Here is a 25,196-nt window from a genome sequence, read left to right as displayed (position 1 = left end):
CATATATTATACTACTATAATTCAAAGCTTACATTAGGAAATGGGTAACACAAATCTTAACGTTAACAGATAAAAATGGATGGACTATTTCATATCATGCTACGTACAGTGATTATTTGAATAAAGTAAAATACCCGCAAAGGAAAAAGCAAGTTTTGAAATAAAAGATAAAAAAACAGGAAAAGTCCTTTAGATCTTGCTACCACAACAAATTAATAAAATTATAGAATTCTTTGCAGGAAAAAATCAAGAGTAGAACAGATTTAAATAAAGGCGAATTAAGAAAACAGAGAAAAGGCAATTCTCCTCAAAAGTTGTTTATGTTGGTCTTGTAGTTATGTTAAAATAGGCGATGGGTACTATTCTTAGTATATTGCTTCTGGCTCACTTATTCTGTTAACAATTATAACTCTTATAACATCTACGTTAATAGCTAGCGGCTCACATATACAATGTTAGAACTATATTTACTATAGAAACTCAAAACTCAGACTCAAGTAATGTTATTTATATAAAAACTTATAAGCAAGTTTTTTTCAGTGCAAGTTAAGCATAAAATATAAATAAATTTTAGCCTTTTCATACACCACTGCTGATTGACACAACAAGATCAAAACAAATATTTATCACCAATAAAAACCTTATGTTCACTACATAACACTCTATACAATGTAGTGTTTATATCCTGTAATGGTAATAACGATAAAGTGAAATATATATTGAGGCAAACAGATCTAGAAGACAAAGATTGGAAATGTTGTTTTAACCTATATTACTTGTACATTATAGTATAAACGGCAAAACATTTATAGATTTTTGAGAAAAAGACCAAGAAAAAAACAGCAAAATTAATAGATTATCTAACTGAAGATTTAATACCATCCAAGGCAAAAAGCAAAACAGGTCTTAACGTAACAAGCGGAAACATGAATGAACTCTTTTACATCATGCTACACACAATAATCTAATCATTCAGATGAAATAGAGTGTCTACTAAAAAAAAGAAGCAGACTTTAATAAGAAAAATTAGAAAAAATAAAAACTAAAATAAAAGATTAAGAAAAACAGATCTTTTGACCTTAACGAAGGTACGGATCAGAGCTACTGGCAAATGCATATCTAAATCGAGTTAAGTTCATATTGAAAAAATTACTAAGAGAAGAAAAAGCTATAGCATAAAGAGTAAACTTGTTGTAAACACATGACCCATAGAGCAAAAATAGCACAAAACTCTTTCTCTATAGAAATATACTACTTTACTAGGCCCTGGTAATTTTGATATAGTCACCTTAGTAAAAGTCTACAAAAGTTTATAAATGGCAACTTTAAGCGTTAGAGAAGCTTTATGCACAGCAATCAGAGAAGAAATGCAAAACGATCATGATGTTTTTATCATAGGTGAAGAGATTGCAGAGTACGATGGTGCCTATAAAGTGACAAAAGGGTTGCTAAAAGAATTTGGAGAAAGTAGGGTAATTGATACACCTATTACTGAACATGGATTTGCTGGTCTTGCTGTTGGAGCAGCACTTGCTGGACTCAAGCCAATAGTTGAGTTTATGACTTTTAATTTTTCCATGCAGGCTATCGATCAAATCGTGAACTCTGCAGCAAAAACAAATTACATGTCAGGTGGGCAACTTGGATGCTCTATAGTATTTCGTGGACCAAATGGCGCTGCAGCGAGAGTTGCTGCACAACATTCTCAATGCTTTGCATCTTGGTACTCGCACGTACCAGGATTAAAAGTGATAGCACCCTACTTTGCCTCCGATTGTAGAGGTTTGCTCAAAGCAGCAATTCGTGATCCAGATCCAGTAATATTTTTAGAAAACGAGATCGCTTATGGACATAAGCACAAAGTTTCTGATTACGAGCTATCAAATAAAGATTATCTACTTGAAATAGGTAAAGCTGCTGTTATCCGAAAAGGAAAAGACGTAACTATCACTGCTTTTTCGTTAAAGTTAGTGGATGCTTTAAATGCAGCAGATTTGCTTCTAAATGAAGGCATAGAAGCTGAAGTTATTGATCTTAGAACTTTAAGACCATTTGACACTGAAACTGTTATTAATTCTATTAAAAAGACTAATAAATTAGTGAGTATAGAAGAGGGTTGGCCGTTTGCAGGAGTAGGAGCAGAGTTATCAGCCATTATTATGGAACATGGGTTTGATTATCTTGATGCCCCAGTTGTAAGAGTAACTGGCAAAGATGTTCCTTTACCCTATGCTGCAAACCTAGAAAAAAAAGCGTTACCGCGAATAGAAGATATAGTTGAAGCTGTACATCAGGTTTGCTTTAGAAAAACTTAGTTATTCAGCAGAAAAAACGCAGCTAAACTGAGAAATATAAAAGCTGAAAGAATATCAGTTGTGGCTGATGTTAGGATTGAAGAAGAAACGGCAGGGTCGGATTTTAAACGATGGAGCATTATAGGAATGAAAGTTCCAATAAACGTTGCAATAGTCGACATCATAACCATGGAAGCCACAAAAATAATCTCCACTTTAAAAGTGTGAAATCTTATTGTTAATACCACAAGCGAAATAATAGATAGAATTATTCCATTTATCAAACCTATCAAAAACTCTTTTATCAGTATTCTGTTCGCATTTTGCTCAGTTAAATGTTTTGTTGCGATTGCCCTGATGGTTAACGTTACTGTTTGAGATCCTGCGTTTCCGCTCATCGATGTAATTATTGGCATAATTATTGGGAGTACTACAAAGCTTTCTATTACACTATCGAAAAAACCAACTACTATAGAACATAGTGTTGCTGCTAAGAGATTAAATAATAACCAAGGTAACCTTTGAATTATAGTTTTATGTATAGGAGCATTTATATCGGCTTTAGAAGATACACCGCTTATTTTAAGTACGTCCTCCTCTGTTTCTTGTTGAACAACTTTTATGACGTCTTCGATTAAAATCACACCTATAATCTTACCTCGCTTATTTACTACTGGAGCTGATAGTAAAGAGTAATCTTTAAATATTCTTGCTACTTCCTCTTGATCCACTCCAGTTTTAATGATCTTTATATCTTGGCTCATTATCTCTTTTATTGTTGTTTGCCCTGAATTGAATATTACCTTACTTAAGTTAACACTACCTATAGGTTCAAGTTTTGAATTAATTATAAAGATTTGATGAAATTTTTCTGGTATTTTTTTATAGTTACGCAAAAATTCTATTAGTTCATTTATCGTCCAATAATATGGAGCTATAACCATATTTTTATGTATCAACCTTCCTGCACTTTCTTCTGGATACGATAATAACTCCTCTACTGGCTTTCGAGTTGTACTAGGCAAGTAGTTAAGTATGTTTCTTATAGACTTTCTATCTAAATCTTTGACTATGGTTACTATATCTTCTACGTTAAGAAGCATTAATAACTCCGCGGTATCTTTCACTCCTAGTGTTTCTATGATTTCTACTTGTAAATCTGGTACTACATGCACTAAAGCATCACTTAACAAGTGTTGGTCTAAAATACTAACTAGTTTTTCTCTGTGATCACTGATTGAAGTGGATAAAAAATATGCTAACTGAATGCTATCTATTGTTTTTACAATCTTACGAGCATTTTCTAACTTTTCGTTATCAAGTGATTCAATTAGGTCATCAATAGCTTTTTTATCTAAGCCATAATGAGAATTTATTTCAACATTCATATTTTTACCTTACTTCTCAATAAATACACATACTTGATTCATTTAAACATTAGAGTATAATAAGATTGTTTTAAATTAACTATTATATGGTTAAATTTCTATTTTGTGTACTGTTATTGCTATTGATAGTGAATATACTAAAACCTAAAGCGTAATGAAAACTCATTTAGAAATCTTTAAACATTTCCAGAGCTTAGCTAAAAGCATTTCAGTTATCAGGAGGTGTCTTTGACATAGAGAAATTAAAGTCACGCCTTGTAGATTTAGAATCTCAAGCTGCAGGTGATAATCTATGGCAAGATAACCAAAAGGCTCAAAAAATTTTAAAAGAGCGCTCTAAAATCAAGAATGATGTAGAGTCATTTTTAAAGCTAGAAAGTGACTACAAGGATGTTGTTACCTTAATGAAATCTGCTATTAATGAGAATGATAAAGAATTTTTCTCTGAAGTTGAAAATGAACTAATAGAACTAGAGAAACTAATCAAGCGTAAAGAAGCAGAATCTTTATTTACTGGTAAAGCAGATATCAATGACTGCTTTTTAGAAATCCACTCAGGAGCTGGAGGAACAGAGAGCAACGATTGGGCTGAAATGCTTATGAATATGTATATAAGGTGGGCTGAAATTTATCATGACTTTAAAGTCGAAATTGTGGAAAAATTAGAAGGGGAATCAGTCGGAATAAAATCTACAACGATAAAGATCATTGGAGAAAAAGCTTATGGATGGGCAAAAAGTGAAAGTGGTATTCACAGACTGGTCAGAATATCGCCATTTGATGCAAACAGTAAACGCCATACCAGTTTTGCAAGTGTAGGAGTTACCCCGGTAATAGAAGATTCAATTGATATTGCTGTAGATGAAAAGGATTTAAGGATTGATACTTACCGTGCTTCAGGAGCAGGAGGTCAGCATGTAAACAAAACTGAAAGTGCAGTGCGTATAACGCATATTCCAACAGGTGTTATAATTCAGTGCCAAAACAGCCGGTCTCAACATCAAAATAAAAATGAGGCATTAAAACTACTTAAAGGACGTTTATATAAAATTGAACTGAAAAAAAAAGAACAAAAAATAGCTCAAGATTATGATAAAAAATGCAACATAGGTTGGGGCAATCAAATCAGGTCATACATTATGCATCCGTATCAAATGGTGAAAGATTTAAGGACTGGATATGAAGTTGGTAATATAAACTCCGTTTTTGATGGTAATATAGATTGTTTTATAGTTAACATGCTCACTAATAAAAATTAAGTGGAGTTTGATTTTTTATCGTAGTACGTTTATAAAAATCTCTCACTATTTTTTTAAATAAATTAGCTTTTACTTATATTTTTACTGTTTTCCATAATCACTATAGATACGTGATTTACTCATAAATTTTTTAATTATTAACTTAAATTAATCCTTATAAATTATTGAATTTCCTTGTGTGTTATCTGTCAGATACTTGAATGGCATCTCCTTCTACATAGCTTTGGTTATTTACTCCAGATATATTACATATATACTTATTACTAAATTAAACTTAAAATGATAAGAAATGAATGCATTCAAATCGATTCGTAATATCGCAATAATTGCGCATGTCGACCACGGCAAGACTACTTTACTTGATAACATGTTAAAACAAAGTGGCATGTTTCGTGAGAACCAAGAAGTACAAGAGCGAATTATGGATAGTGGCGATCAAGAGCGTGAACGCGGAATTACAATACTTGCAAAATGCACATCAATAATGTGGGGCAATGAGAAGATCAACATTATTGATACACCAGGGCATGCAGACTTTGGTGGAGAAGTAGAAAGAGTACTGTGCATGGCAGATGGAGTGCTACTACTGGTTGATGCTGTAGAAGGTCCAATGCCGCAAACTAAGTTTGTGTTGTCAAAAGCGCTAAAAGCGAATTTAAAGCCAATTGTGATAATTAATAAGGTTGATCGACCAAGTAGCAAAATCAATAAAGTATTAAACGAAATATATGAACTGTTTTTTAATCTTGACGCAACCAATGAGCAACTAGATTTTCCAGTATTGTATGCTTCTGGTAGGAATGGCTGGTGTATTAAGAAACTTTCTGACGAGAGAAAAGATTTAAGCCCATTATTTTCAACAGCTATAGATCATATAAAACCTCTTGTTTATAACCAAAATGCACCTTTCGCTATGCTAGTCACTTTACTTGAATCTGATAAATTTCTTGGCAGAATATTGACAGGGAAAATTTACCAAGGGATCGTGAAAGTCAACTCTGACCTTAAGGTATTTAATCTCGATGGTAAAGTAGTTGAACGAGGAAGATTAATTAAGTTACTATCATTTTCTGGCTTAAAACGCATTCCAGTAGAGCAAGCTGTAGCAGGTGACATAATTGCAATTGCAGGGCTTGAAAAAGCTTCAGTCTCAGACACCATAGCAGCACCGGAAGCTACAACTGCAATAAGCTCAACTCCGGTTGACCCACCAACAATGGCAATTACTATAAGCGTTAATGACTCTCCTTTCGCCGGACAAGAGGGAACAAAACTTACTTCAACTGTTATAAAAGACCGTTTATATGCAGAAGCAGAAACAAATGTTGCAATTACTGTAACTACAACATCAAGTGGTGAGGCATTTGAAGTCGGTGGACGTGGTGAGCTACAACTTGGAGTGTTAATTGAAAATATGAGGAGAGAAGGCTTCGAACTTTCTATTTCACGTCCTCGGGTCTTCTTTAAAGAAGAAGATGGTAAAAAACTTGAACCTATAGAGGAGGTGGTAATTGATGTAAATGATGAGTATAGTGGAATTATCATGGAAAAACTCAGTTTCCGCAAAGGTGAAGTAACTGATATTAGACCTTCTGGCAATAGTAGAACAAGATTAACATTTCTAGTACCATCAAGAGGATTAATTGGCTATCAAGGAGAACTTTTGACTGATTCTCGAGGTACTGGTATAATAAACCGTTCATTCCATGGTTATGCTCCATATAAAGGTTCAATTTCTGGAAGGCGTAATGGGGTATTAATTTCCATTGATAAAGGTGAAGCTGTGGCGTATGCAATTTTTAATTTACAAGATAGGGGAGTTATATTCATTAAGCCACAAGACAAAATATATTGTGGTATGATTATTGGTCAGCATAATCGTGATAACGACTTAGAGATAAATGTACTCAAAGGCAAACAGTTAACAAATATAAGAGCTACAGGCAGTGATGAAGCTATAAAACTTACTCCACCAAAAATAATGACTTTAGAGGAAATGATAGCATATATAAATGACGATGAATTAGTGGAAGTAACTCCAAAGTCTATACGTTTACGTAAGAAATTCCTTGATCCTAATGAACGTAAACGTGCAAAAAGGGAAAAATAAAGAACAGATAGATAGAGGTTCCCTATTTTAAATAGATATTTAACTATATCACTTCTATTATTAGATCCATCATATAACCTACTTTTTCCCGGCAGGTAACTTTTTATCAAAACTTGCTATACTCGCTCAAACATTGCAAGTATTCTGCGATGCTCATCTATGTTCCTCTTTAAAATTTCTTACCATATGTTAGCTATGCAAGAGATATATTTTAGCCTGGAAGTCGCATCTTTCTCTTTTCTCGAGTTTCAGCATCATATACTTTTTAGTGTGCAAGCACTACAATTTGCAGGCTAACTTGTATAGCAGAATGAAATATCAAACAATATTCTCTATAATTAAATTATTTAGATAAAAAATGACAATTTATATAGGAATTAATGGCCTTGGTAGAATAGGAAAAAGTGTATTACGTGCTATTTTTGAAATAGAAAAGTACAGTAAACAAATAGAAGTTGTAGCTGTAAATGGGTCACTCAGTGCTAAGCAACATGCACATTCGATTAAATATGACTCTATTCATGGTAAATTCAACGGTAACATTGGTTTTAGTGACTCTGAAAACTGGATTTCTATAAACGGTAGAAAGTTTTCTTTATATAGAGAACGAAGTCCTGAAAATATTCCTTGGAATGTTGACGTAGTACTTGAATGCACGGGTGCATTTAATAAGCGCGTAGAAGCAATAAGGCATAACGCAGAAAGAATAGTTGTCTCTGCTCCAGTTTCAGATGCTGATGTAACTATAGTTCATGGTGTGAACAACAATATGCTAAAAAAAGAGCATAAGGTAATATCAGCAGGTTCTTGCACTACAAATTGTTTAGCTCCGATTGTGCAGGTTTTACACTCTAACCTAGGTATAAGAAGTGGCTTTATGACTACTGTACATGCCTATACAAACGATCAGAACATTCTTGATGGCAATCATAAAGATCCACGGAGAGCAAGAGCTTGTGGATTATCTATAGTGCCAACTACAACTGGAGCAGCAAAAACAATTAGTTATATCATTCCTGAATTAAAGGGAAAACTAGACGGTACTGCCATCAGAGTTCCGGTCAGCAATGTTTCTATGGTTGATTTTAAATTTACAACTGACAAGAAAGTAACAGCTAAGGAAATAAATAGAATGTTTAGGAATTCAGAAAATTATGTACTTTCCATATGCGAGGAACCTCTAGTTTCAATAGACTTTGTACACAACCCTTACAGTGCAATTGTAGACTTAGCCGGTACATATGTCACAGGTGACATATGCAGAGTTGCAGCGTGGTACGATAACGAATGGGCCTTCTCACTTAGGATGTTAGACATAGTGTTATTGTGCTACAATGGAGTATGAATAATAAAAACCAAAATAAATATACTTCATTTTATGAGCATTTTGCAGAGCTTAGAAGAAAGGTCATTTTTTGTTTTCTGTTTTTTCTTATTGTTTTTGGTTTTTGTTACTATTTTAAAGAAAATATATACTATTTTTTGCTCACGCCTCTAATAGAAGCTACAAAAGGAAGCAATGGCTTTTCTCTAATCTATACAGACTTAACAGAGGCATTTTTTGTATACCTTAAAGTTGCTATAATGAGTGCCCTTTTACTTTCCTTCCCTATATTTGCATGGAAATTTTATATGTTTTTAGCACCTGGCTTATACAAAAGCGAAAGGGCAGTGTTGTTACCATATTTAATTGCAACACCGGTCTTATTTATAATGGGAGCCGCTGTAGTTTATTACTATATATTTCCTTTAGCTTGGAGGTTTTTTATTACTTTTGAACATAGTGGCAAACCTTTCGGTATACCAATAGAGTTTATGCCATCAGTTAGTGAATATTTAGACCTTGTTCTCCAATTCATGTTCGCATTTGGCACTGCATTTCAAATCCCAGTCATACTCACATTAATGGTTAGGGTTGGATTACTTACCACGCAAAGTTTATCAAATAAGCGCAGAATTGCAATAGTGGTAATTTTTATTATTGCTGCAGTTCTAACTCCACCTGATGTATTAAGCCAAGTAGGGCTCGCAGTACCAATGTTGATTCTGTACGAGCTATCCATTATAGTGTGTAGGTATATTGAAAAGAAGACAAAGAGTAATACTTAATGGAAAATAAAAAATAGAGCTTAAATACTTCTTTTTATAGCGTATGTGAGCACTCAAGTAGAGCATAAGCATATATCTATTATCTATATTTCAATAACAGAATAACATTTTTTTAGTCTCATAACCCTAGAAGGTGAATTTCCTTTTTAGATTGCCTTTTATGCCTCTGGTGATAGCCTCGTTAGTTTTTGTCATAGCACGATCAAACACTTCCAACAATCTCTTAAATAGGCTTGGAGTTAACGAAAAGATAGGGTTAACAGATACATTACTATTTTTATCATCACCACTTGCTTTATAGTCTATTGAAATAATTCCTCTACTTTTTCCACCAGTAAGAAGTTTTCCAATTATAGGAATTTTTAATAGAGATTTATTAATTGAGTACGCTGGTATTACTTGTCCTTCAACCTGAAACTTATGATCTTTAATATCGAACTTACCACTGGTGCTAATGCCTAATTCTGCTCCTTCAAGCCAGGACTCTTCAATCTCAATAGTACCATCTTTGTATGAAAAAGGTACGTTACACTTATCAAAATATACACCTTCATTCTTTATGACGTTCACAATACCAGGTAATGAAGACATCGACAACAAAGTAGTAAGTAGTGGAGCATCTTTGACGTAGAAATTACTAATGGATAACATACCATAATGGTCTCCACTCTTTCTCTGAGGAGATAGATAAAAAGATAATTTGCCATTTTTAATTGATTTACTAATGCCTAAAGAACGCAAAAGTATGCCTGAATTATCCGTATATATTTCAAGACCTATTCCACTATACTCTGCTAGTATATCACTATTATCTTTCAAAAACTGTCCTGTAAATCGACTTCCACTGCAATCACCTTTAGTACAAGTTAAATTCAGCTTAACATTTTTAATAATGATATCTTCTTTCATAACTACGTTATCAATATCCATACCAACTTCTATGTCACTGCTTAATCCATTACTATCTTTGCCAAGCAAATCCAAGATATCACCCAAGTTCATTTTCTCACCATAGATAGTTATGATATTTTTCCCTTTACCTAATTCAATCTCTACACTAAAGTTATTATCTGGTAGTTTGAAGTTGCTAGAGTTTAGATATAAATTCCCATTTTCTAATTTTCCGCTAAATTTTATATCCAAGCCACTTCCTATGACATCTAATTTATCTATTAGTAACTCACCTGCTCCTTTTAACCTTGTAGAAAATAAAATCTTATTGTGATCCTCAAAATGATTTTTTCGCCCTAAGTAGCTTGAATGCGATTCAAGCTCTGATAAATCCACGTTACCATTAATATACCCAGTCTTATCTTGATTTATCACTGACTCTATGTTTGTATTGACATAGCCACCACCAAAATTAAGTATTTTAGCAGGTAAATCTCCGGTCAAATTCCAAGTAAAACTTCTATTTTTGTTGCTACTTTTTAGATCAAATACTAGCTGTGTATTATTTACCATACCATTTCCACGTAAATTAATGAAATCTTTACCAAAATCAAGCTTAACATCATACTTACCAAGACTTACATCACAGATAACTAAATTGTCAATTTTAGAATAGAAGTTAGCTGAAAAGTCTGCTTTTTTGTCATCAGCGTTCAGATTAAAAACACGGAAATTGAATACAGATTTTACCTTTCCATTTATCTTATCCTTTGTAACTTCAATAATATCATCTAGCTTGAATTTAACATGCTCATACAACCCATAGGCATCACTCACAGCTTTGCCATTAATAACAAGAACTGAATCTTCTTTATTGAGAGAATCCATTTCAACGTAACCATCATCAATAGTAAAATTCTGAAATTTAGCACTATTTACAGTAATTTTAAGATTGTTATTTCTGAGAGCTAAGTCACCGTTTAATTCCTTTACTTGTTTAGAGCCTTCATCAAATTTTATACTACCGTTCTCTATATCAGCAACAACCACAACATCTGATAGATTATTATTAATTAAGTTATTGACTTTGCCGTTAAAACTTATAACTGTATTCACAATATACCCATCAATATTACGACAATACCATTTTTTAAATTTACTATTTACTATACCATCTGGTACATAGGTACATAAATCCCTTGCAGCAAATTTACTAATATTAACCCTAAGCAGAGCATTACTTGTACTAAAGTTCATTTTACCCATTAAAGATATATATATATCATATAAATTAAAATGGAAATTCTTCACATCAATGATTCCATTAGCATATATTAAATTTATATTTACGTTAGCTATGGATAAGTCTTCATTTAAATGATTTCCTATATCCAATATATATACATTTCCGTCTACAACTTCATCCTTTCCATTGATCTTCATTGAAAAGCTTCCTTTGAAGCCTATGTTTTTACCCAAACTGTAATTTTTAACTAACGTAAGAAACTTATTTAATAATTCCAATTTCAAGTTATAGAATATCCCACTCACATTTAATAAACCATTGCGATTTTTTATCACAATAGATAAATCATCCAAAACCCCTCTTTTATCTTTTGTGTGGACATAAATATCCAAAACATCAAAATCCTCTCCCTTCCCTACATATATTTTATTAATAAAAAATTCATTTTTTATATCTTTACTGATAGCAATATTAGTAATTTCAATCTTTGAATCTGCACTTAAGTTAAAAAATAACTCCCTCATCACTTTCAAAGAATTTTGAAAATTAAAATCAACCTCTTTGAAGCCAGCTTTTTTCTTATTATTAGTAGTCCAGTCTGTTGTCATCCAAGCGACTGGTACTGAGATCCATTCTTTTTTTTCTTGGATTCTAGAGTCACGCGCTGGAATGACAGCGATAGGCCAAATATCTACATATACTTTATCAGCCAAAACCTGAGAAAATTGTATATTAGTCTTAAGTAAGGAGCTTAACTTAAAATATATAGAAAAGTTGGAAATTTTTATAGCAAAATTAGGATTTGCTACTTTAAAATCTGTAATAACTAGGCATGGATCTTTGCCGCCTTTCTGCCATACAACTGAAATATTCCCCATATTGATATTTGCATTAGCAAACGTGCTTAATATCTTCTTTTTTATATAGAAATTAATATAATTAGCATTGATTTCTAAAGGATCTCTACCTTTAAACAAAATAAAAAAGCAAAATATAAATAACAAAACTATAGAAAATAATATAGTGATTTTCTTAAGCATCGATTATTGCTTTTCTTGCTAAATTATCGGCCTCCTCGTTGTGCTTGTTACAACTATGCGCTTTAACCCATTTCCAATTAATCTCGTGTTGTGAGGCAGCATTATCTAACTCTTTCCATAATTCTACGTTCTTTACTGACTTTTTATTACTTGTCTTCCAACCGTTTGTTTTCCACTTATTTATCCATTCTGTTATACCACGTTTAACATAAAGGCTATCTGTATACAAATTAATATTACAAGGAAATTTCAATGCCCTCAGTCCATTGATCACCGCTGTTAATTCCATTTTATTATTTGTAGTATTTTTCTCTCTACCATAAATATTCTTTCTATGTCCTTTAAATAATACTATTACTGCCCATCCTCCTGTTCCTGGATTACCAGAACATGCTCCATCTGTATATATTGTTACTTCTTTCTTATTCATTTTTAACTATATAAACTAATAAAGTATATAGCTGCTTCTATGAAAGCACAATTTTAATGAAACTTACAGGACAAGGTAATTTAAGCTGTACCTTTAAATTTTATTATAGAAACAAAAAAAAGCACAACAATGAGCACTACCAGGAGAGAAAGTAAAAAGTAGTTTTTGTGTTTCTGCTGTTCCTTCATAGCTAAAACCAATCAACGGAACAAAAAATAATACTAGCAAACAGAGAAAATAGGTAAGAAATCGAATAAGAAAACATTTTTCTCTGTGAGCTATGACTTTTAAATCTAATAATAGATATAGCATACCAAATAAAAACACAACCCTCAAGAATTGCTATAGTTAGGTAAAGTAAAACCTTTTTCAAAAATAATGATGGAAGTAAGCTGGTTAATACTAACAATATACTATAGATCAATATACGTTTTCTTGTTTTCTCTGAGCCGTAAACAATATTAAACATTGGGATTGACACTTTCACATATTCCTCAGATTTATTCAGAGATAGAGCCCAAAAATGTGGTGGAGTCCACATGAAGATTATCAAAAATAATATAAAACTTTCCCAACTTACAGAGTTAGTTACAGCTGCCCAACCAATCATTGGGGGGAAAGCACCTGATACACCACCGACAACGATATTTTGTGGAGTGCGTCTTTTAAGCCAAATCGTATATATAAAAACGTAAAACAATATGCCAATTGCAAGTAAAGCAGCAGAAATATAATTCACTGCTATTGCCATAATAAATACTGACAATACTCCAAGAATTATACCAAATTCAAGAGCACTTTCCGCAGAGACTCTACCTGAAGGTATAGGACGATCTTGTGTCCTTTTCATAAGCAGATCTATGTCCCTATCATACCACATATTTATGGCACCTGCAGATCCTGAGCCAAGGGCAATACATATAATAGATATTAGCGCAAGAAAAGGATGTATATTACCTGGTGCAGCAACCATTCCAGCAACTGCAGTAAATACTACAAGGTATATTATCCTTGGCTTCAGCAAGCGCCAAAAATCCAGTATTGTTGATTCAACATTTAACAAAGTACTTGTATGCATCCTATTTTATTACTGGTGGTTTTTCAAAAGTGTGAAAAGGTGGCGGTGAAGATACTGTCCACTCTAAGGTGTCACCTCCCCAAGGGTTATCTCCAACTTTTTTACCCCATTTGAATAGATGCATAACTATAAACACAAAAAGTATAACTGAAATAAAGGACATATATGAACCAACTGAGGATACATAATTCCAAAAAATAAATGCATCAGGATAATCAGGTATACGCCTTGGCATACCAGCTAACCCTAAGAAATGCTGAGGCAAAAACGTGATATTAGTACTAATAAAAGTAAACCAAAAGTGTATTTTTCCTAGGCATTCATTATACTGCTTACCAGACATTTTACCTATCCAATAATAAAAGCCAGCAAAGGCTCCAAACAATACAGCTATCGACATAACATAATGGAAGTGAGCAACAATATAATATGTGTCGTGTAATAATCTATCCACTCCACCTTGAGATGAAATTACCCCAGTTACACCACCGATAATAAACATGAAAATAAAACCTAGTGCAAACAGCATAGGAGTTTTAAACTCAACTGCTCCACCCCACATAGTTGCAATCCAACTAAAGACTTTGACACCAGTGATAACACCAATGAAAATTGTGCCAGTACTAAAAAATATAATAGCATCTTCACTAAGTCCAACAGTGAACATATGGTGAGCCCAGACTATAAAGCCAAACGTTGCTATACCTATCATAGCATAAACCATCCCCATATAACCAAACACTGGTCTACGAGAAAAAGTTGACACAACTTGGCTTATGATGCCAAATGCAGGAAAAATAATGATATAAACTTCTGGATGACCAAAAAACCAAAATAGATGTTGAAATAATACAGGATCACCACCACCAGCAGGATCAAAAAAGGAAGTGCCAATATTACGATCAGCAAGTAGCATAGTTATAGCACCAGCAAGTACAGGTAAAGCAATAATTAACATAAACGACGTCAATAAAATAGACCAAACAAATAGTGGCATCTTGGTTAATGACATGCCTTTTGCACGCATATTGAATATAGTAACTATAAAGTTGATTGCTCCAACAATTGAGGAGATACCAGCGACATGAAGTGCAAATATAGCAAGGTCAACCCCTGCACCTGGGTGGAACATGATTTGCGACAAAGGTGGGTATAAAGTCCATCCTGTTCCAGGGCCTTCACCAGCAAACACCGAAAGAATAAGTAGAATAAAAGACGACACTAATAACCAAAAGCTTAAATTATTCATACGAGGAAATGCCATATCTGGTGAACCAATCATAAGAGGTACAAACCAATTACCAAATCCTCCCATCAGAGCTGGCATTATCATAAAAAATACCATTATTACTGCATGTCCTGTAACTATTACGTTATATAATTGGTAGTTACTATTTAATATATTAATATGCATTAGCTGAGTACGAATAGCTATTGACAACAATCCACCAATGATTCCAGCTAATATAGAAAAAACAATGTATAATGTACCTATATCTTTGTGATTAGTAGAAAGTAACCAACGTCTTACACCCTTTGATATATCACTCATACCTATACTCCAAACCTAACTTACTAATTTTTTACTTTCAATCCACTCATTAAAATCTTCCTTACTCACTGCCTTAACAACAATTGGCATAAAACCATGACCTTGACCGCACAACTCATAACATTGACCATAGTAAACACCAGGTTTTTTGATATTGAACCACGCCTCATTTAGTCTACCTGGTATTGCATCAATTTTTACACCGAAAGCTGGTACTCCCCAACTATGTATTACATCTCCTGCAGTAACCTGTAAACGAATATTAGTACTAATAGGTAAAACAACATTATTATCAACAGAAAATAACCTCAAATCTTCTTCGGTAAAATCATCTGTTCCCTTAATGTAGCTATCAAATGATATACCTTGATGTTCTGGATACTGATAGTTCCAATACCACTGGTGGCCAATAACTTTTAGTGTCATATCAGACTTTGGTACCTTTTCTTGCAGTTTAACTAATTGGGCATTTTTAAAAGCCAATACACCAACAATAATCGTTGGTATAACAAACCAGATAATTTCTAAAATGATGTTATGATTCGTTCGACTTATATTTGTTATTTTGCTTTTGCGAAAGCGAAATATTACATAAACAAGCAGCGCCCATACAAAAAGCATTATTCCCACCATTATACTCATTACAAACGAATGCGACTTAACTACAATCTCCATTATCTCAGTCGCAGGTGCAGGAAACCCAAATTGCCAAGAAGTAGGAACAGAAGCAATTGATATATTCGAGTAAAATATTACCAATAATGCAAATAACTTTGCCATACTTGTTTACCATAAAACTAGCTATAATAATAGTGCACACAAACCTACTATGCAAACATAGATTTATTTTAAGTAAAATATCATAATGATATTTAAAGCTGAGTATTTACCTTTTAAAGTAATAGATTAATAATTTTAGGAATGAAAAAGCAGAAATCCTTGAAAAATTAAATTATGAATTTTTAAACATAATTTAAAAGAAAACAGGAAAAAATGAATATTCAACCCTCGTATAAGTAAAAGTCAATCTGTTAAAACAGCAGAAAAGCTAAAGGCTACGATGAGAGTAGAAAAGTAAAAGGCAAGAAAAAAGCATAGTAGACTTTAGATACACAGAGATACACTACCTAAGTTGCTATCAACAATAAAGCAAAGATTTAAAAAAACAGCTAAGAAGGCAAATTGCAGAAAAGCCTTCTGCTTGGATCAACAGAAACAGAAAGCTTCTATCAATAGAAATAAGATTTTGTCACAACATCCACTGAAAATTTTACATATCTTGCTGTAACTAAGGTTATGGTAAAAGAAATTTTACTCAATTTTACTAGTCTGTGAACACCTCTAGTACCATAAAATCTTTTAGATAAGGGAGCATATCCATCCACCACCGATAACTTGTTCATTTTTATATACTACACAAGCTTGACCTGGACTAATACCAAAGTAATCATTGTTTAAAATGACACAAGCTTTATTCTGTTCTTCAATTGGATATATCGCTGCTAAACTTCCCGCATGTGACGATCTAAGTTTCACAGTTACTTTCATACCCTTCCTTGGCTGTTCTAACCAATTTAACTCCTTAATCAATACTTTTCTTTGTATTAGTGCGTCAACCGGGCCCACTACAACTTCATTACCTTCCGTATTAATTTTTATCACATAAAGAGGTTCATTGTATGAAACACCCAAGCCTTTTCTTTGACCAACTGTGAAATTCACTATACCATTATGTTCCCCTAGTACTTTCCCATTTACATCCATAATCTTGCCTTTTTGCATAGACTGTGGAGCTAACTTAGCTATAGTTTTGCTATAGCTTTTGGAAACGAAGCATATATCTTGACTATCTGGCTTTTCAGAAATTCGTAAACCAAAATACTTCGCTAATTTTCTTACATCACATTTATAGAATCCACCAAGAGGAAATCTCAAAAGCTTCAGTTGCTCTTCTGTCGTAGCAAATAGAAAATAACTTTGGTCTTTACTTTTATCAATGCTTTTATATAACATTATTTTGCCATCTTTTTCTATTCTTCTCACATAATGTCCTGTAACTAACACATCCGCACCAAGATTTTTTGCAACCCGTAATAGATCACGAAATTTCACTGTTTGATTACACTTTACACATGGTATAGGAGTTTCTCCATGCATATAGGTATTTACAAAATCTTCTATTACTTCTTCCCTAAATGTTTCTTCGTAGTTTAAAATATAATGAGGAAAGCCAGTGCTTTCAGCTACACTTTTTGCATCATAAATATCTTGTCCAGCACAGCACGCACCTTTTCTTACATTACCATCACCACCATATAGACGAAGAGTTATGCCTATCACTTGGTATCCAAGATGATGTAGCAACACTGCAACAACAGAGCTATCAACTCCACCAGACATTGCAATCACAGCTTTAATTTGCTGTGGAACTTTACCTCTTAACAAAGGCTCAATCTTAAATTCCTTTAGCACAGCTACCTAAATTCACTAAATATAGCTAACATAGATCAAATTTTCCTATATCACCTAGTTCCCAGCATGGACTTTACTAACAAGCAATAAGCAAAACTACAAGTTTTATGCTTATTGAATTGTAAGTAAATCTAGACATTTTAGCTATAGATATAATATAGAACAACATGAAAATTGAAAAAATTAGTGCAATTTATATATAGCTTTACAACGAGAAATATTTCTTAAGAACCTTAAAATTAAAAAATGCCGACAACCAATATCAAATATCAATCTTGTTTAAACAAAACATGACTGAAATAATCCATGTTTTCGAGTACTTTACCGCTACCTAGGGCAACACAGCAAAGCGGATCATCTGCAACACGTACTGGCAGTTTCGTTATTTGACTAATAACTTTACCTAAATTGCGTAATAACCCGCCACCACCAGATAAAACTATCCCCTTATCAACTATATCAGAAGAAAGCTCAGGAGGAGTACTCTCTAATGCTGTTCTAATGGCAGAGATTATTTGATGTACAGATTCTGTTAAACTTTCTGCAACCTGATATTCTGATAAAAGCACCTCTTTTGGCATACCGCTCACTAAATCTCTGCCTTTTACCATCATTCCCTCTTTATTATTTTCACTCGGTAAACTAGCTGAACCTACGCTTTTCTTAATTTTTTCAGCTGTTGTTTCACCAATCAACAACTTATGATTTTCACGAATGTATGACTTTATTGCTTCATCCATAATATCACCACCCACTCTGGCAGAACGCGAATAAACAATCCCACCTAAAGAAATAATTGCAACTTCAGTTGTACCACCCCCTATGTCAACAACCATAGAACCTTCAGGCTCAGTAACTGGAAGACCAGCTCCAATTGCTGCAGCCATTGGCTCTTCAATTAAAAACACTTCATTTGCACCTGCACTCTCTGCTGTATCCTGTATAGCACGCCTTTCAACTGGAGTTGATCCAGATGGAACACATATTATAATGTCAGGCTTATTAACAGTAAGTTTTGTATTTGCACTACGTATGAAATACTTTAGCATTTCTTCTGCACTTCTAAAGTCAGCAATGACGCCATCTTTTAATGGCCTGATTGCCTCTATTTCCCCCGGAGTTTTTCCTAACATCATCTTAGCCTTCTTACCAAAGGCATAAGGAACATAACTTCCCTTTTCCTTTATTCTTGCCACAACTGAAGGCTCATCAATTACTATCCCTTGATTTTTTTGATAAACTACAGTATTTGCAGTACCAAGATCTATAGCAATATCGCTAGCAAATAACCCTTTGAAAGTGAAAAGATTACAAAACTCTCTGGTCAATTTCTGAAAAAGTTTCATATAAAATTCAAAAAACCATTATTATTGAGGTAAATTATACTTTTCAGACAAGTAGCTAGTACAACATTCAACATCTAACCACTTACCTGTTATTTTTTTTAGTAGATCTGAAGAACTATACTTTCTACTGTACATATTTTTAGATAACCACTTAATGAGTAAACTAAAATCCCCCTTTATTATAGCACCTAGAATTTCATAATGATTTTTTTTAATAAAAGAAAAAATCTGTGCAGCAGCAATTAAAGCCATAACTTTAATAGGGAAATATCCCATAATTCCACTTGCCCAACATTCATCTTGAAAATAAGTATCTAGTTCATTTTCAGCTTCTACCGGAATTTTATAGTGCTTCATGCCTTCTAACCATGCATCATGCAGATCTTCTACCTCTAACGTACCATTTATCATATTCTGTTCTAATTTAGTTCTTAGCATAATGTGAGCTAACAGACTAAATTCATCTGCATTTTTTAAAGAGGAAGAAAGATTTATTTTATTGAAAATCAAATATAAATTCTCAATGCTACTGGCTTTTGCATTAATTTTACCTCTTATAGCAAATTTTTCTTTTACGTATGGTTGAATAAACTCAATAAATTCTCTAGATGTTCCAATCATTCTCTCCATAAATAACCCTTGAGTTTCATATATAACATGCTTGGCAATAAAGTTATTTACAGAATTTTGTGCTAAACACTTTTGATAAATTTCATAACCGCTATATCGTAAAAGTAAAAACAAACCGCAACAAAAATCAGATTCGTTATAATCTATAGGACCATAATAAGAGGTATGGCATAATGTACCACCCATTTGCTGTAAACATAATGAACCAAGTTCAATTTGCTTCCGAGCAGCAACTTTATGTATATTAATAATTTTATCTCTCTTCTGCTTTTCAATTATTTTGTCTACATTTTTGCTAAAAAACTTGCCTACTTTAGGAAATATTTCCCTTATATTCCTCTCTGTAATATCAAAATCATAGTCAGCAAGTAATGAATCATATTTCAAACACTTTAACTGCTGCGACTTTATAGAAGCTACTTCACGAATGAGTCTAATTAAATCAGCAAAGCATTTTTTTAATTTTCCTAAGTTACCAGTTTCATATCTAGATAGCCTCCATAAACTCTGGCACTCAACTTTAGCCTTGGATAAGGACCTCACTAAATCAATGGAGATAGCACCGCTATTTTTATGCATTCTTTCTACTAACTTCAGTTGCCAATTGTTAGCACTCTTTTCACTATCAAAAGCACCTGCTTTTATTAATAACTCTTTTATTATGCCGTGAGAAATAATTTCATGTCTAATTTCTTCTAGGAGACCCATTTGTTCAATTTTATCTTCTACATTCAATTGACTTTGACTTAGCACTTTTAGTGTATTCTCGATATTCCCTACCCTATACAATACTTCCTCTAAGAACTTACAATATTTCATATTTGTTCATCTTTTAGAAAAAATCTGTTTAACATCGTAATAGATTAACAATAAAGTTAAAAGCATATTTACTCAAAGTACAACAAAAAATCGCGTATACCATGCCTTTACTAGATTCTTCTATCAAATCCAGCATCTTCTTATTAGAGAATTACTGCAAGATTATAGAAAAATATTTAGTGTTTTATTTTTCTTGACTATATTACAATATAGAGAGATCATCAATTAGTAAAATTTAAAGCCACGCATTATTTAAAAATTTATGGAGGTTTAGCAATGTGGAATAGATTGGTTATAATATGTTCTTTTTGTTTGCTACTTACTGGCGCAAGCTCTTGCAATAAGAAAGAAGCAACTGCAATAAACAGAATGAATTTTGTTACTAAACAGATGAGTGAAAAAAGAGTTTTCTTTGATTACGATAAATCTAATATTATTGAAGCAGGCGCAGATGCCCTGCTTGATATAATAGAAGTATTACAAAATAATCCTGATATGAAGGTTACTGCAATTGGTCATACTGATAATCGTGGTTCCTATGAATACAACATTGCATTAGGTGAAAGAAGAGCAAACGCAGCTAAAAAGTTCATGGTTAGCTGTGCACCTCACTTAGAAGGTAGAATAAAAACCGTCTCTAGAGGTGAAGCTGAGCCTTTAGTGTATGTACAAGATAACTCTAAGAATTCTAAGTATGAAAAACAGCACGCTAAGAATCGTAGGGTAGAATTTTTATTTTCTGAAGCAAAGAAATAGTTTTCTTGCCTTAAAAGCTAGATCCCAGTATTGAGGACTGGGATTACAATAGAGCAAGAGAAACTCAGTAGTCCTAAAAAAAAGGAAGAATTACACAAAGGAACATATTAGCATGGTTGTTAGAATCCAGTAAGTCTTATTTACTGCACAATTGACTTAACAAAATAAATCATGCAAGAAATACAAATGAAATTAGTGGAATTAGAGTCATTATTTCAAAATGTAATTAAAAGTTTTATTATCGATGATAACAAAATTGCAGTTGCAGTATCAGGTGGTGTTGACAGTGTAAGTTTGTTACATTTAATGGTTAGTTGGACAAAAAAAAGACAGTATTCACTCCCTGTAGCATTAACAGTAAACCATGGGTTACGTCCAGGGTCTAAGGAAGAAGCAGAGTTTGTTCTAAATTACACAAAAAAACTTGGAGTAAAGGAGTCATTTATATTGAAATGGGAAAATCAAAGCATCAAAGGTAACATCCAGTTACAAGCACGAAAAGCACGATACAAGCTGTTAACAGAATGGTGTAAAAATCACGGTATTAAATACCTTCTTATTGCTCACCACAAAGATGATCAAGCAGAAACATTCTTACTCAGACTTGAACGCGGTAGCGGTATAGATGGGTTATCATCCATGGATTGGAAATCTTCTTTTAATGGCATTCACATATTGAGACCACTTTTAAATTTTAGCCGTAGCGAAGTAGAGAGATACGCAAACCTCCATCAGTTAAGATGGATTGAAGATAAAAGCAATCAGAGTTTGACATACAGGCGTACATTATATCGTAACTTGCTTAAAGCAAGTGATAACCAGAAGATTTTAACAGAGCGAATATGTCTCACTACTTTTCATATAAAAAGAGCTGTAAAAGCGCTGATTTATTACACTCGCCTTGCGTTTAATGACTGTGTTAATATTCACAATCTCGGGTATATTGAAATCAGACTAAGTGAATTTTATAAATTGCCAGAGGAAATAGCTCTAAGACTTCTTCTTTACTCCATAATGGCACTCAGTAACAAATATTATAAACCAAGATACAACAGTCTTATAGCAATATTTAATAAAATATTGCAAAAAGACACTGATGTTCATTGTATGCTTTCCGAATGTAAAATAAAGAAATATAGAGAAAACATATTGATAATCAGAGAATCATCAAGGATACAAGAAGTATCTGTAAATCTGCCATTAAATGGCTCCATTAAATGGGATAATAGATTTAGCTGCACGATACTTAAAAATCAGGAGTGTTCAGTAACTATTACCCCACTAAAGAAAACACAAAAGATTCCTAAATTTTTAAAGAATTATAATTGCTGCTTTGAAGTTTTTTATTCCTTACCCGTGATACAAAAAGATGGAAAGGTAATTGCTTATCCCTATATAAATTATGATGAAGAAAATGTTAATAACGGTAAGATTCAATTCATTGTTAATAGTATAATAAAACAAAATCTGGTAAGCTTAATTGATGTCTAGTTAAAAATAATAATGAAAAAGTTTCTAGAAGGCTTATTGATTTGGTTAGTAATAGTTGTACTTGTCTCGGTTGCCTATATCCAATTCAGTGGAAATATAAGTAAAAATAAAATAACTATACCTTTTTCAGAATTTTTAATCAGACTAGAAGACAATGACATAGAAAATGTTATCATAAAAAACCAGAGCATTGAAGGTAAGTTCAAAGATGGATTAAGCTTTAATTCAAGTAGTATTATATACAGTGATCTAATAAAAAGCTTGCATGATAGAAAAGTGAAATTCTCCTTTTCAACTGGAGATTCTGCAATGAGTATCATTGGTGGATTACTCATTCAATGGATTCCAACATTTATCTTTATCGGGTTACTACTCTTCCTTTTAAAACAAACACAAGCAGGAGGTAACAGAACCATAAGCTTTGGCAAATCAAAAGCTAGGCTTATGACTAGCGGAAAAAAAGTGACATTTGACGATGTTGCTGGAATTGATGAAGCAAAAGAAGAGCTAGTAGAAATTGTTGATTTCCTTAAACAAAGGCAAAAATTTCAGGTATTAGGTGGGAAAATACCAAAAGGTTGCCTTTTAATTGGTTCCCCTGGAACCGGTAAAACTTTACTCGCTCGTGCAATTGCAGGTGAAGCTAATGTACCATTCTTTAGTATTTCCGGATCTGACTTTGTTGAAATGTTCGTTGGCGTCGGCGCAAGCCGTGTCCGTGACATGTTTGATCAAGGAAAAAAAAATGCTCCTTGTATAATCTTTATAGATGAAATAGATGCAGTAGGCAGACATCGTGGTATTGGCCTTGGCGGTGGCAATGATGAAAGAGAACAAACATTAAATCAGCTGTTAGTTGAAATGGATGGTTTTGAATCCAACGAAGGTGTGATAATAGTTGCTGCAACTAATCGTCCTGACGTTTTAGACCCAGCATTACTTAGACCTGGTCGTTTTGACCGGCAGATTACTATTTCTTTACCTGATATAAATGGGCGTGAAAAAATATTAAATACTCATATAAAAAAGATATCAACAGCACCAGATGTAAATGTAAAAACAGTTGCAAGGGGAACACCTGGTTTTTCAGGAGCTGATTTGGCAAATTTAGTAAACGAATCTGCGCTTATTGCTGCAAGAAGAAATAAGAAAATTGTTACCATGGATGATTTTGAATATGCACGTGATAAAGTAATGATGGGCGTGGAGAGGCGATCCTTAGTTATGACAGAAGAGGAGAGAAAGCTTACTGCGTACCACGAAGCTGGTCATGTAATAATTGCCGTTAACATGGCTGCATCTGATCCGATACACAAAGCAACTATTATTCCAAGAGGTAGAGCCTTAGGTTTGGTTATGAGACTACCAGAAACAGATAGAGTATCTCATACAAGAGAAAAGATGATAGCAGATATTACCGTTGCTATGGGTGGAAGAGTGGCAGAAGAGCTGGTCTTTGGCTATGACAAAGTCACAAGCGGTGCATCTTCAGATATAAAACAAGCATCTGATTTGTCACGTGCTATGGTAACAAAATGGGGAATGAGTGATAAAATAGGACCCATATATCACAACCGTGAACAAAATAATGTATATGGTTCCGATATAATTTCCGAAGATACCCTGAAGCTTATAGATGAAGAAGTAAAAAGAATTGTATCTTTATGTTATGAAAAGGCAAAAGATATCTTAACCAAATACCATAAAGACCTGGAACTTATTGCTGAAAACATGCTAGAGTTTGAGACTTTAACTGGAGATGAAATCAAAGATATACTAAATGGAAAAAAGATCGTTAAAAACGAAAACGGAAGCAAGGAAAAAGTAAGAAAATCTTCTCTATAAAAAAAGCAATAGTACTAATAAACTTAGTTCTACCTAGTACAGATAAAATATTGAAATTCTCAAATTTTAGTTGAATAATAGTAAAGTTTTTTTAATAAATTTAGATATTTATTGATCATTCCTGCCATTTTTCACAATTACATGACCATTTCAATTTAAAAACAGGCAAATAAACTAAAAACTACTTTACTTGATAAACTTTGCCAACTCCCCTCCCATAATAGAGTTGTTTAGCTATTTTTAATTCTCGTGTAGACCAAACGACAAAAGTAATATTATATAGTTAGGCATCTTATGTTCAATTTTTGCACTATGCGTACCTCATGTGTCTTCAAAAAATTTTTAAGTTTTTACACCTACACAAATTAAAAATGAGCTTATAAGTCATTCAAAGACAGTAGAAAACACTCCATTCTGCAGGATCAGAAAGTAAATAACTA

Annotated in this window: 17 protein-coding genes; 8 read left to right on the top strand and 9 right to left on the bottom strand. The window is 33.1% G+C overall.

The genetic code is table 11. The features are described 5' to 3' along the window. Nucleotides 1–1,316 precede the first annotated feature (1,316 nt). The gene (locus WOVOC_RS00605) at nt 1,317–2,315 is read left to right on the top strand and encodes a pyruvate dehydrogenase complex E1 component subunit beta (protein ID WP_025263994.1); all 999 of its coding nucleotides are present in this window, start codon (nt 1,317–1,319) and stop codon (nt 2,313–2,315) included. Here WOVOC_RS00605 and mgtE read toward each other — a convergent pair. Beyond that, nucleotides 2,312–3,682 carry a magnesium transporter gene (gene mgtE, locus WOVOC_RS00600; protein WP_014869004.1) on the bottom strand — a complete coding sequence of 457 codons (1,371 nt, stop codon included), beginning with the start codon at nt 3,680–3,682 and terminating at the stop codon, nt 2,312–2,314. The genes WOVOC_RS00605 and mgtE overlap by 4 nt on opposite strands. A gap of 154 nt (nt 3,683–3,836) precedes the next feature. On the opposite strand from mgtE, the gene prfB reads away from it, so the two are divergent. The 4 genes from prfB (at nt 3,837) to tatC (ending at nt 9,160) form a co-directional block, all read left to right on the top strand. Further along, a protein-coding gene (prfB, locus tag WOVOC_RS00595) for a peptide chain release factor 2 (RefSeq protein ID WP_242368915.1) occupies nt 3,837–4,941 on the top strand; the annotation gives its coding sequence in 2 pieces (ribosomal slippage) (nt 3,837–3,911 and nt 3,913–4,941; 1,104 coding nt in all). Between the two features lie 289 nt (nt 4,942–5,230). After that, on the top strand, nt 5,231–7,051 hold the full coding sequence (gene typA, locus WOVOC_RS00590; protein WP_025263992.1) for a translational GTPase TypA: 1,821 nt from the start codon (nt 5,231–5,233) through the stop codon (nt 7,049–7,051). Between the two features lie 358 nt (nt 7,052–7,409). Next, nucleotides 7,410–8,396, top strand: coding sequence for a type I glyceraldehyde-3-phosphate dehydrogenase (gap, locus tag WOVOC_RS00585; protein ID WP_025263991.1), 987 nt, complete (start codon nt 7,410–7,412; stop codon nt 8,394–8,396). After that, nucleotides 8,393–9,160, top strand: coding sequence for a twin-arginine translocase subunit TatC (gene tatC, locus WOVOC_RS00580; RefSeq protein ID WP_014869000.1), 768 nt, complete (start codon nt 8,393–8,395; stop codon nt 9,158–9,160). Before gap ends, tatC begins: the two co-directional genes overlap by 4 nt. Nucleotides 9,161–9,286: 126 nt before the next feature. On the opposite strand, the gene WOVOC_RS00575 is transcribed toward tatC, so the two are convergent. From WOVOC_RS00575 to WOVOC_RS00540, 8 genes are all read right to left on the bottom strand, one after another. Then, nucleotides 9,287–12,337 carry a YhdP family protein gene (locus WOVOC_RS00575; protein WP_025263990.1) on the bottom strand — a complete coding sequence of 1,017 codons (3,051 nt, stop codon included), beginning with the start codon at nt 12,335–12,337 and terminating at the stop codon, nt 9,287–9,289. Further along, entirely contained in the window at nt 12,330–12,767 is a 438-nt protein-coding gene (gene rnhA / locus WOVOC_RS00570; protein ID WP_014868998.1) for a ribonuclease HI, read from the bottom strand. The genes WOVOC_RS00575 and rnhA overlap by 8 nt, the downstream gene beginning before the upstream one ends. A gap of 190 nt (nt 12,768–12,957) precedes the next feature. After that, on the bottom strand, nt 12,958–13,845 hold the full coding sequence (locus WOVOC_RS00565) for a heme o synthase (protein ID WP_014868997.1): 888 nt from the start codon (nt 13,843–13,845) through the stop codon (nt 12,958–12,960). Between the two features lies 1 nt (nt 13,846). Beyond that, nucleotides 13,847–15,397: a cytochrome c oxidase subunit I gene (gene ctaD, locus WOVOC_RS00560; protein WP_025263989.1), complete on the bottom strand. Its 1,551-nt coding sequence runs from the start codon at nt 15,395–15,397 to the stop codon at nt 13,847–13,849. 15 nt (nt 15,398–15,412) lie between these two features. Then, the gene (gene coxB / locus WOVOC_RS00555) at nt 15,413–16,177 is read right to left on the bottom strand and encodes a cytochrome c oxidase subunit II (RefSeq protein WP_014868995.1); all 765 of its coding nucleotides are present in this window, start codon (nt 16,175–16,177) and stop codon (nt 15,413–15,415) included. Between the two features lie 579 nt (nt 16,178–16,756). Further along, on the bottom strand, nt 16,757–17,869 hold the full coding sequence (gene mnmA / locus WOVOC_RS00550; RefSeq protein ID WP_025263988.1) for a tRNA 2-thiouridine(34) synthase MnmA: 1,113 nt from the start codon (nt 17,867–17,869) through the stop codon (nt 16,757–16,759). Between the two features lie 269 nt (nt 17,870–18,138). Then, nucleotides 18,139–19,215 carry a rod shape-determining protein gene (locus WOVOC_RS00545; RefSeq protein WP_014868993.1) on the bottom strand — a complete coding sequence of 359 codons (1,077 nt, stop codon included), beginning with the start codon at nt 19,213–19,215 and terminating at the stop codon, nt 18,139–18,141. A 21-nt stretch (nt 19,216–19,236) separates the two neighbouring features. After that, on the bottom strand, nt 19,237–20,664 hold the full coding sequence (locus tag WOVOC_RS00540; RefSeq protein ID WP_025263987.1) for a gluzincin family metallopeptidase: 1,428 nt from the start codon (nt 20,662–20,664) through the stop codon (nt 19,237–19,239). Nucleotides 20,665–20,940: 276 nt separating this feature from the next. On the opposite strand from WOVOC_RS00540, the gene WOVOC_RS00535 reads away from it, so the two are divergent. The 3 genes from WOVOC_RS00535 (at nt 20,941) to ftsH (ending at nt 24,756) form a co-directional block, all read left to right on the top strand. Further along, the gene (locus WOVOC_RS00535) at nt 20,941–21,420 is read left to right on the top strand and encodes an OmpA family protein (protein WP_025263986.1); all 480 of its coding nucleotides are present in this window, start codon (nt 20,941–20,943) and stop codon (nt 21,418–21,420) included. 195 nt (nt 21,421–21,615) lie between these two features. Next, on the top strand, nt 21,616–22,911 hold the full coding sequence (tilS, locus tag WOVOC_RS00530; RefSeq protein ID WP_025263985.1) for a tRNA lysidine(34) synthetase TilS: 1,296 nt from the start codon (nt 21,616–21,618) through the stop codon (nt 22,909–22,911). Between the two features lie 12 nt (nt 22,912–22,923). Continuing rightward, nucleotides 22,924–24,756 carry an ATP-dependent zinc metalloprotease FtsH gene (ftsH, locus tag WOVOC_RS00525; RefSeq protein ID WP_014868989.1) on the top strand — a complete coding sequence of 611 codons (1,833 nt, stop codon included), beginning with the start codon at nt 22,924–22,926 and terminating at the stop codon, nt 24,754–24,756. Nucleotides 24,757–25,196: the final 440 nt, after the last annotated feature.

The organism is Wolbachia endosymbiont of Onchocerca volvulus str. Cameroon (genome assembly GCF_000530755.1).
Classification (GTDB): domain Bacteria; phylum Pseudomonadota; class Alphaproteobacteria; order Rickettsiales; family Anaplasmataceae; genus Wolbachia.
This window is presented reverse-complemented; position numbering and strand designations above follow the sequence as displayed.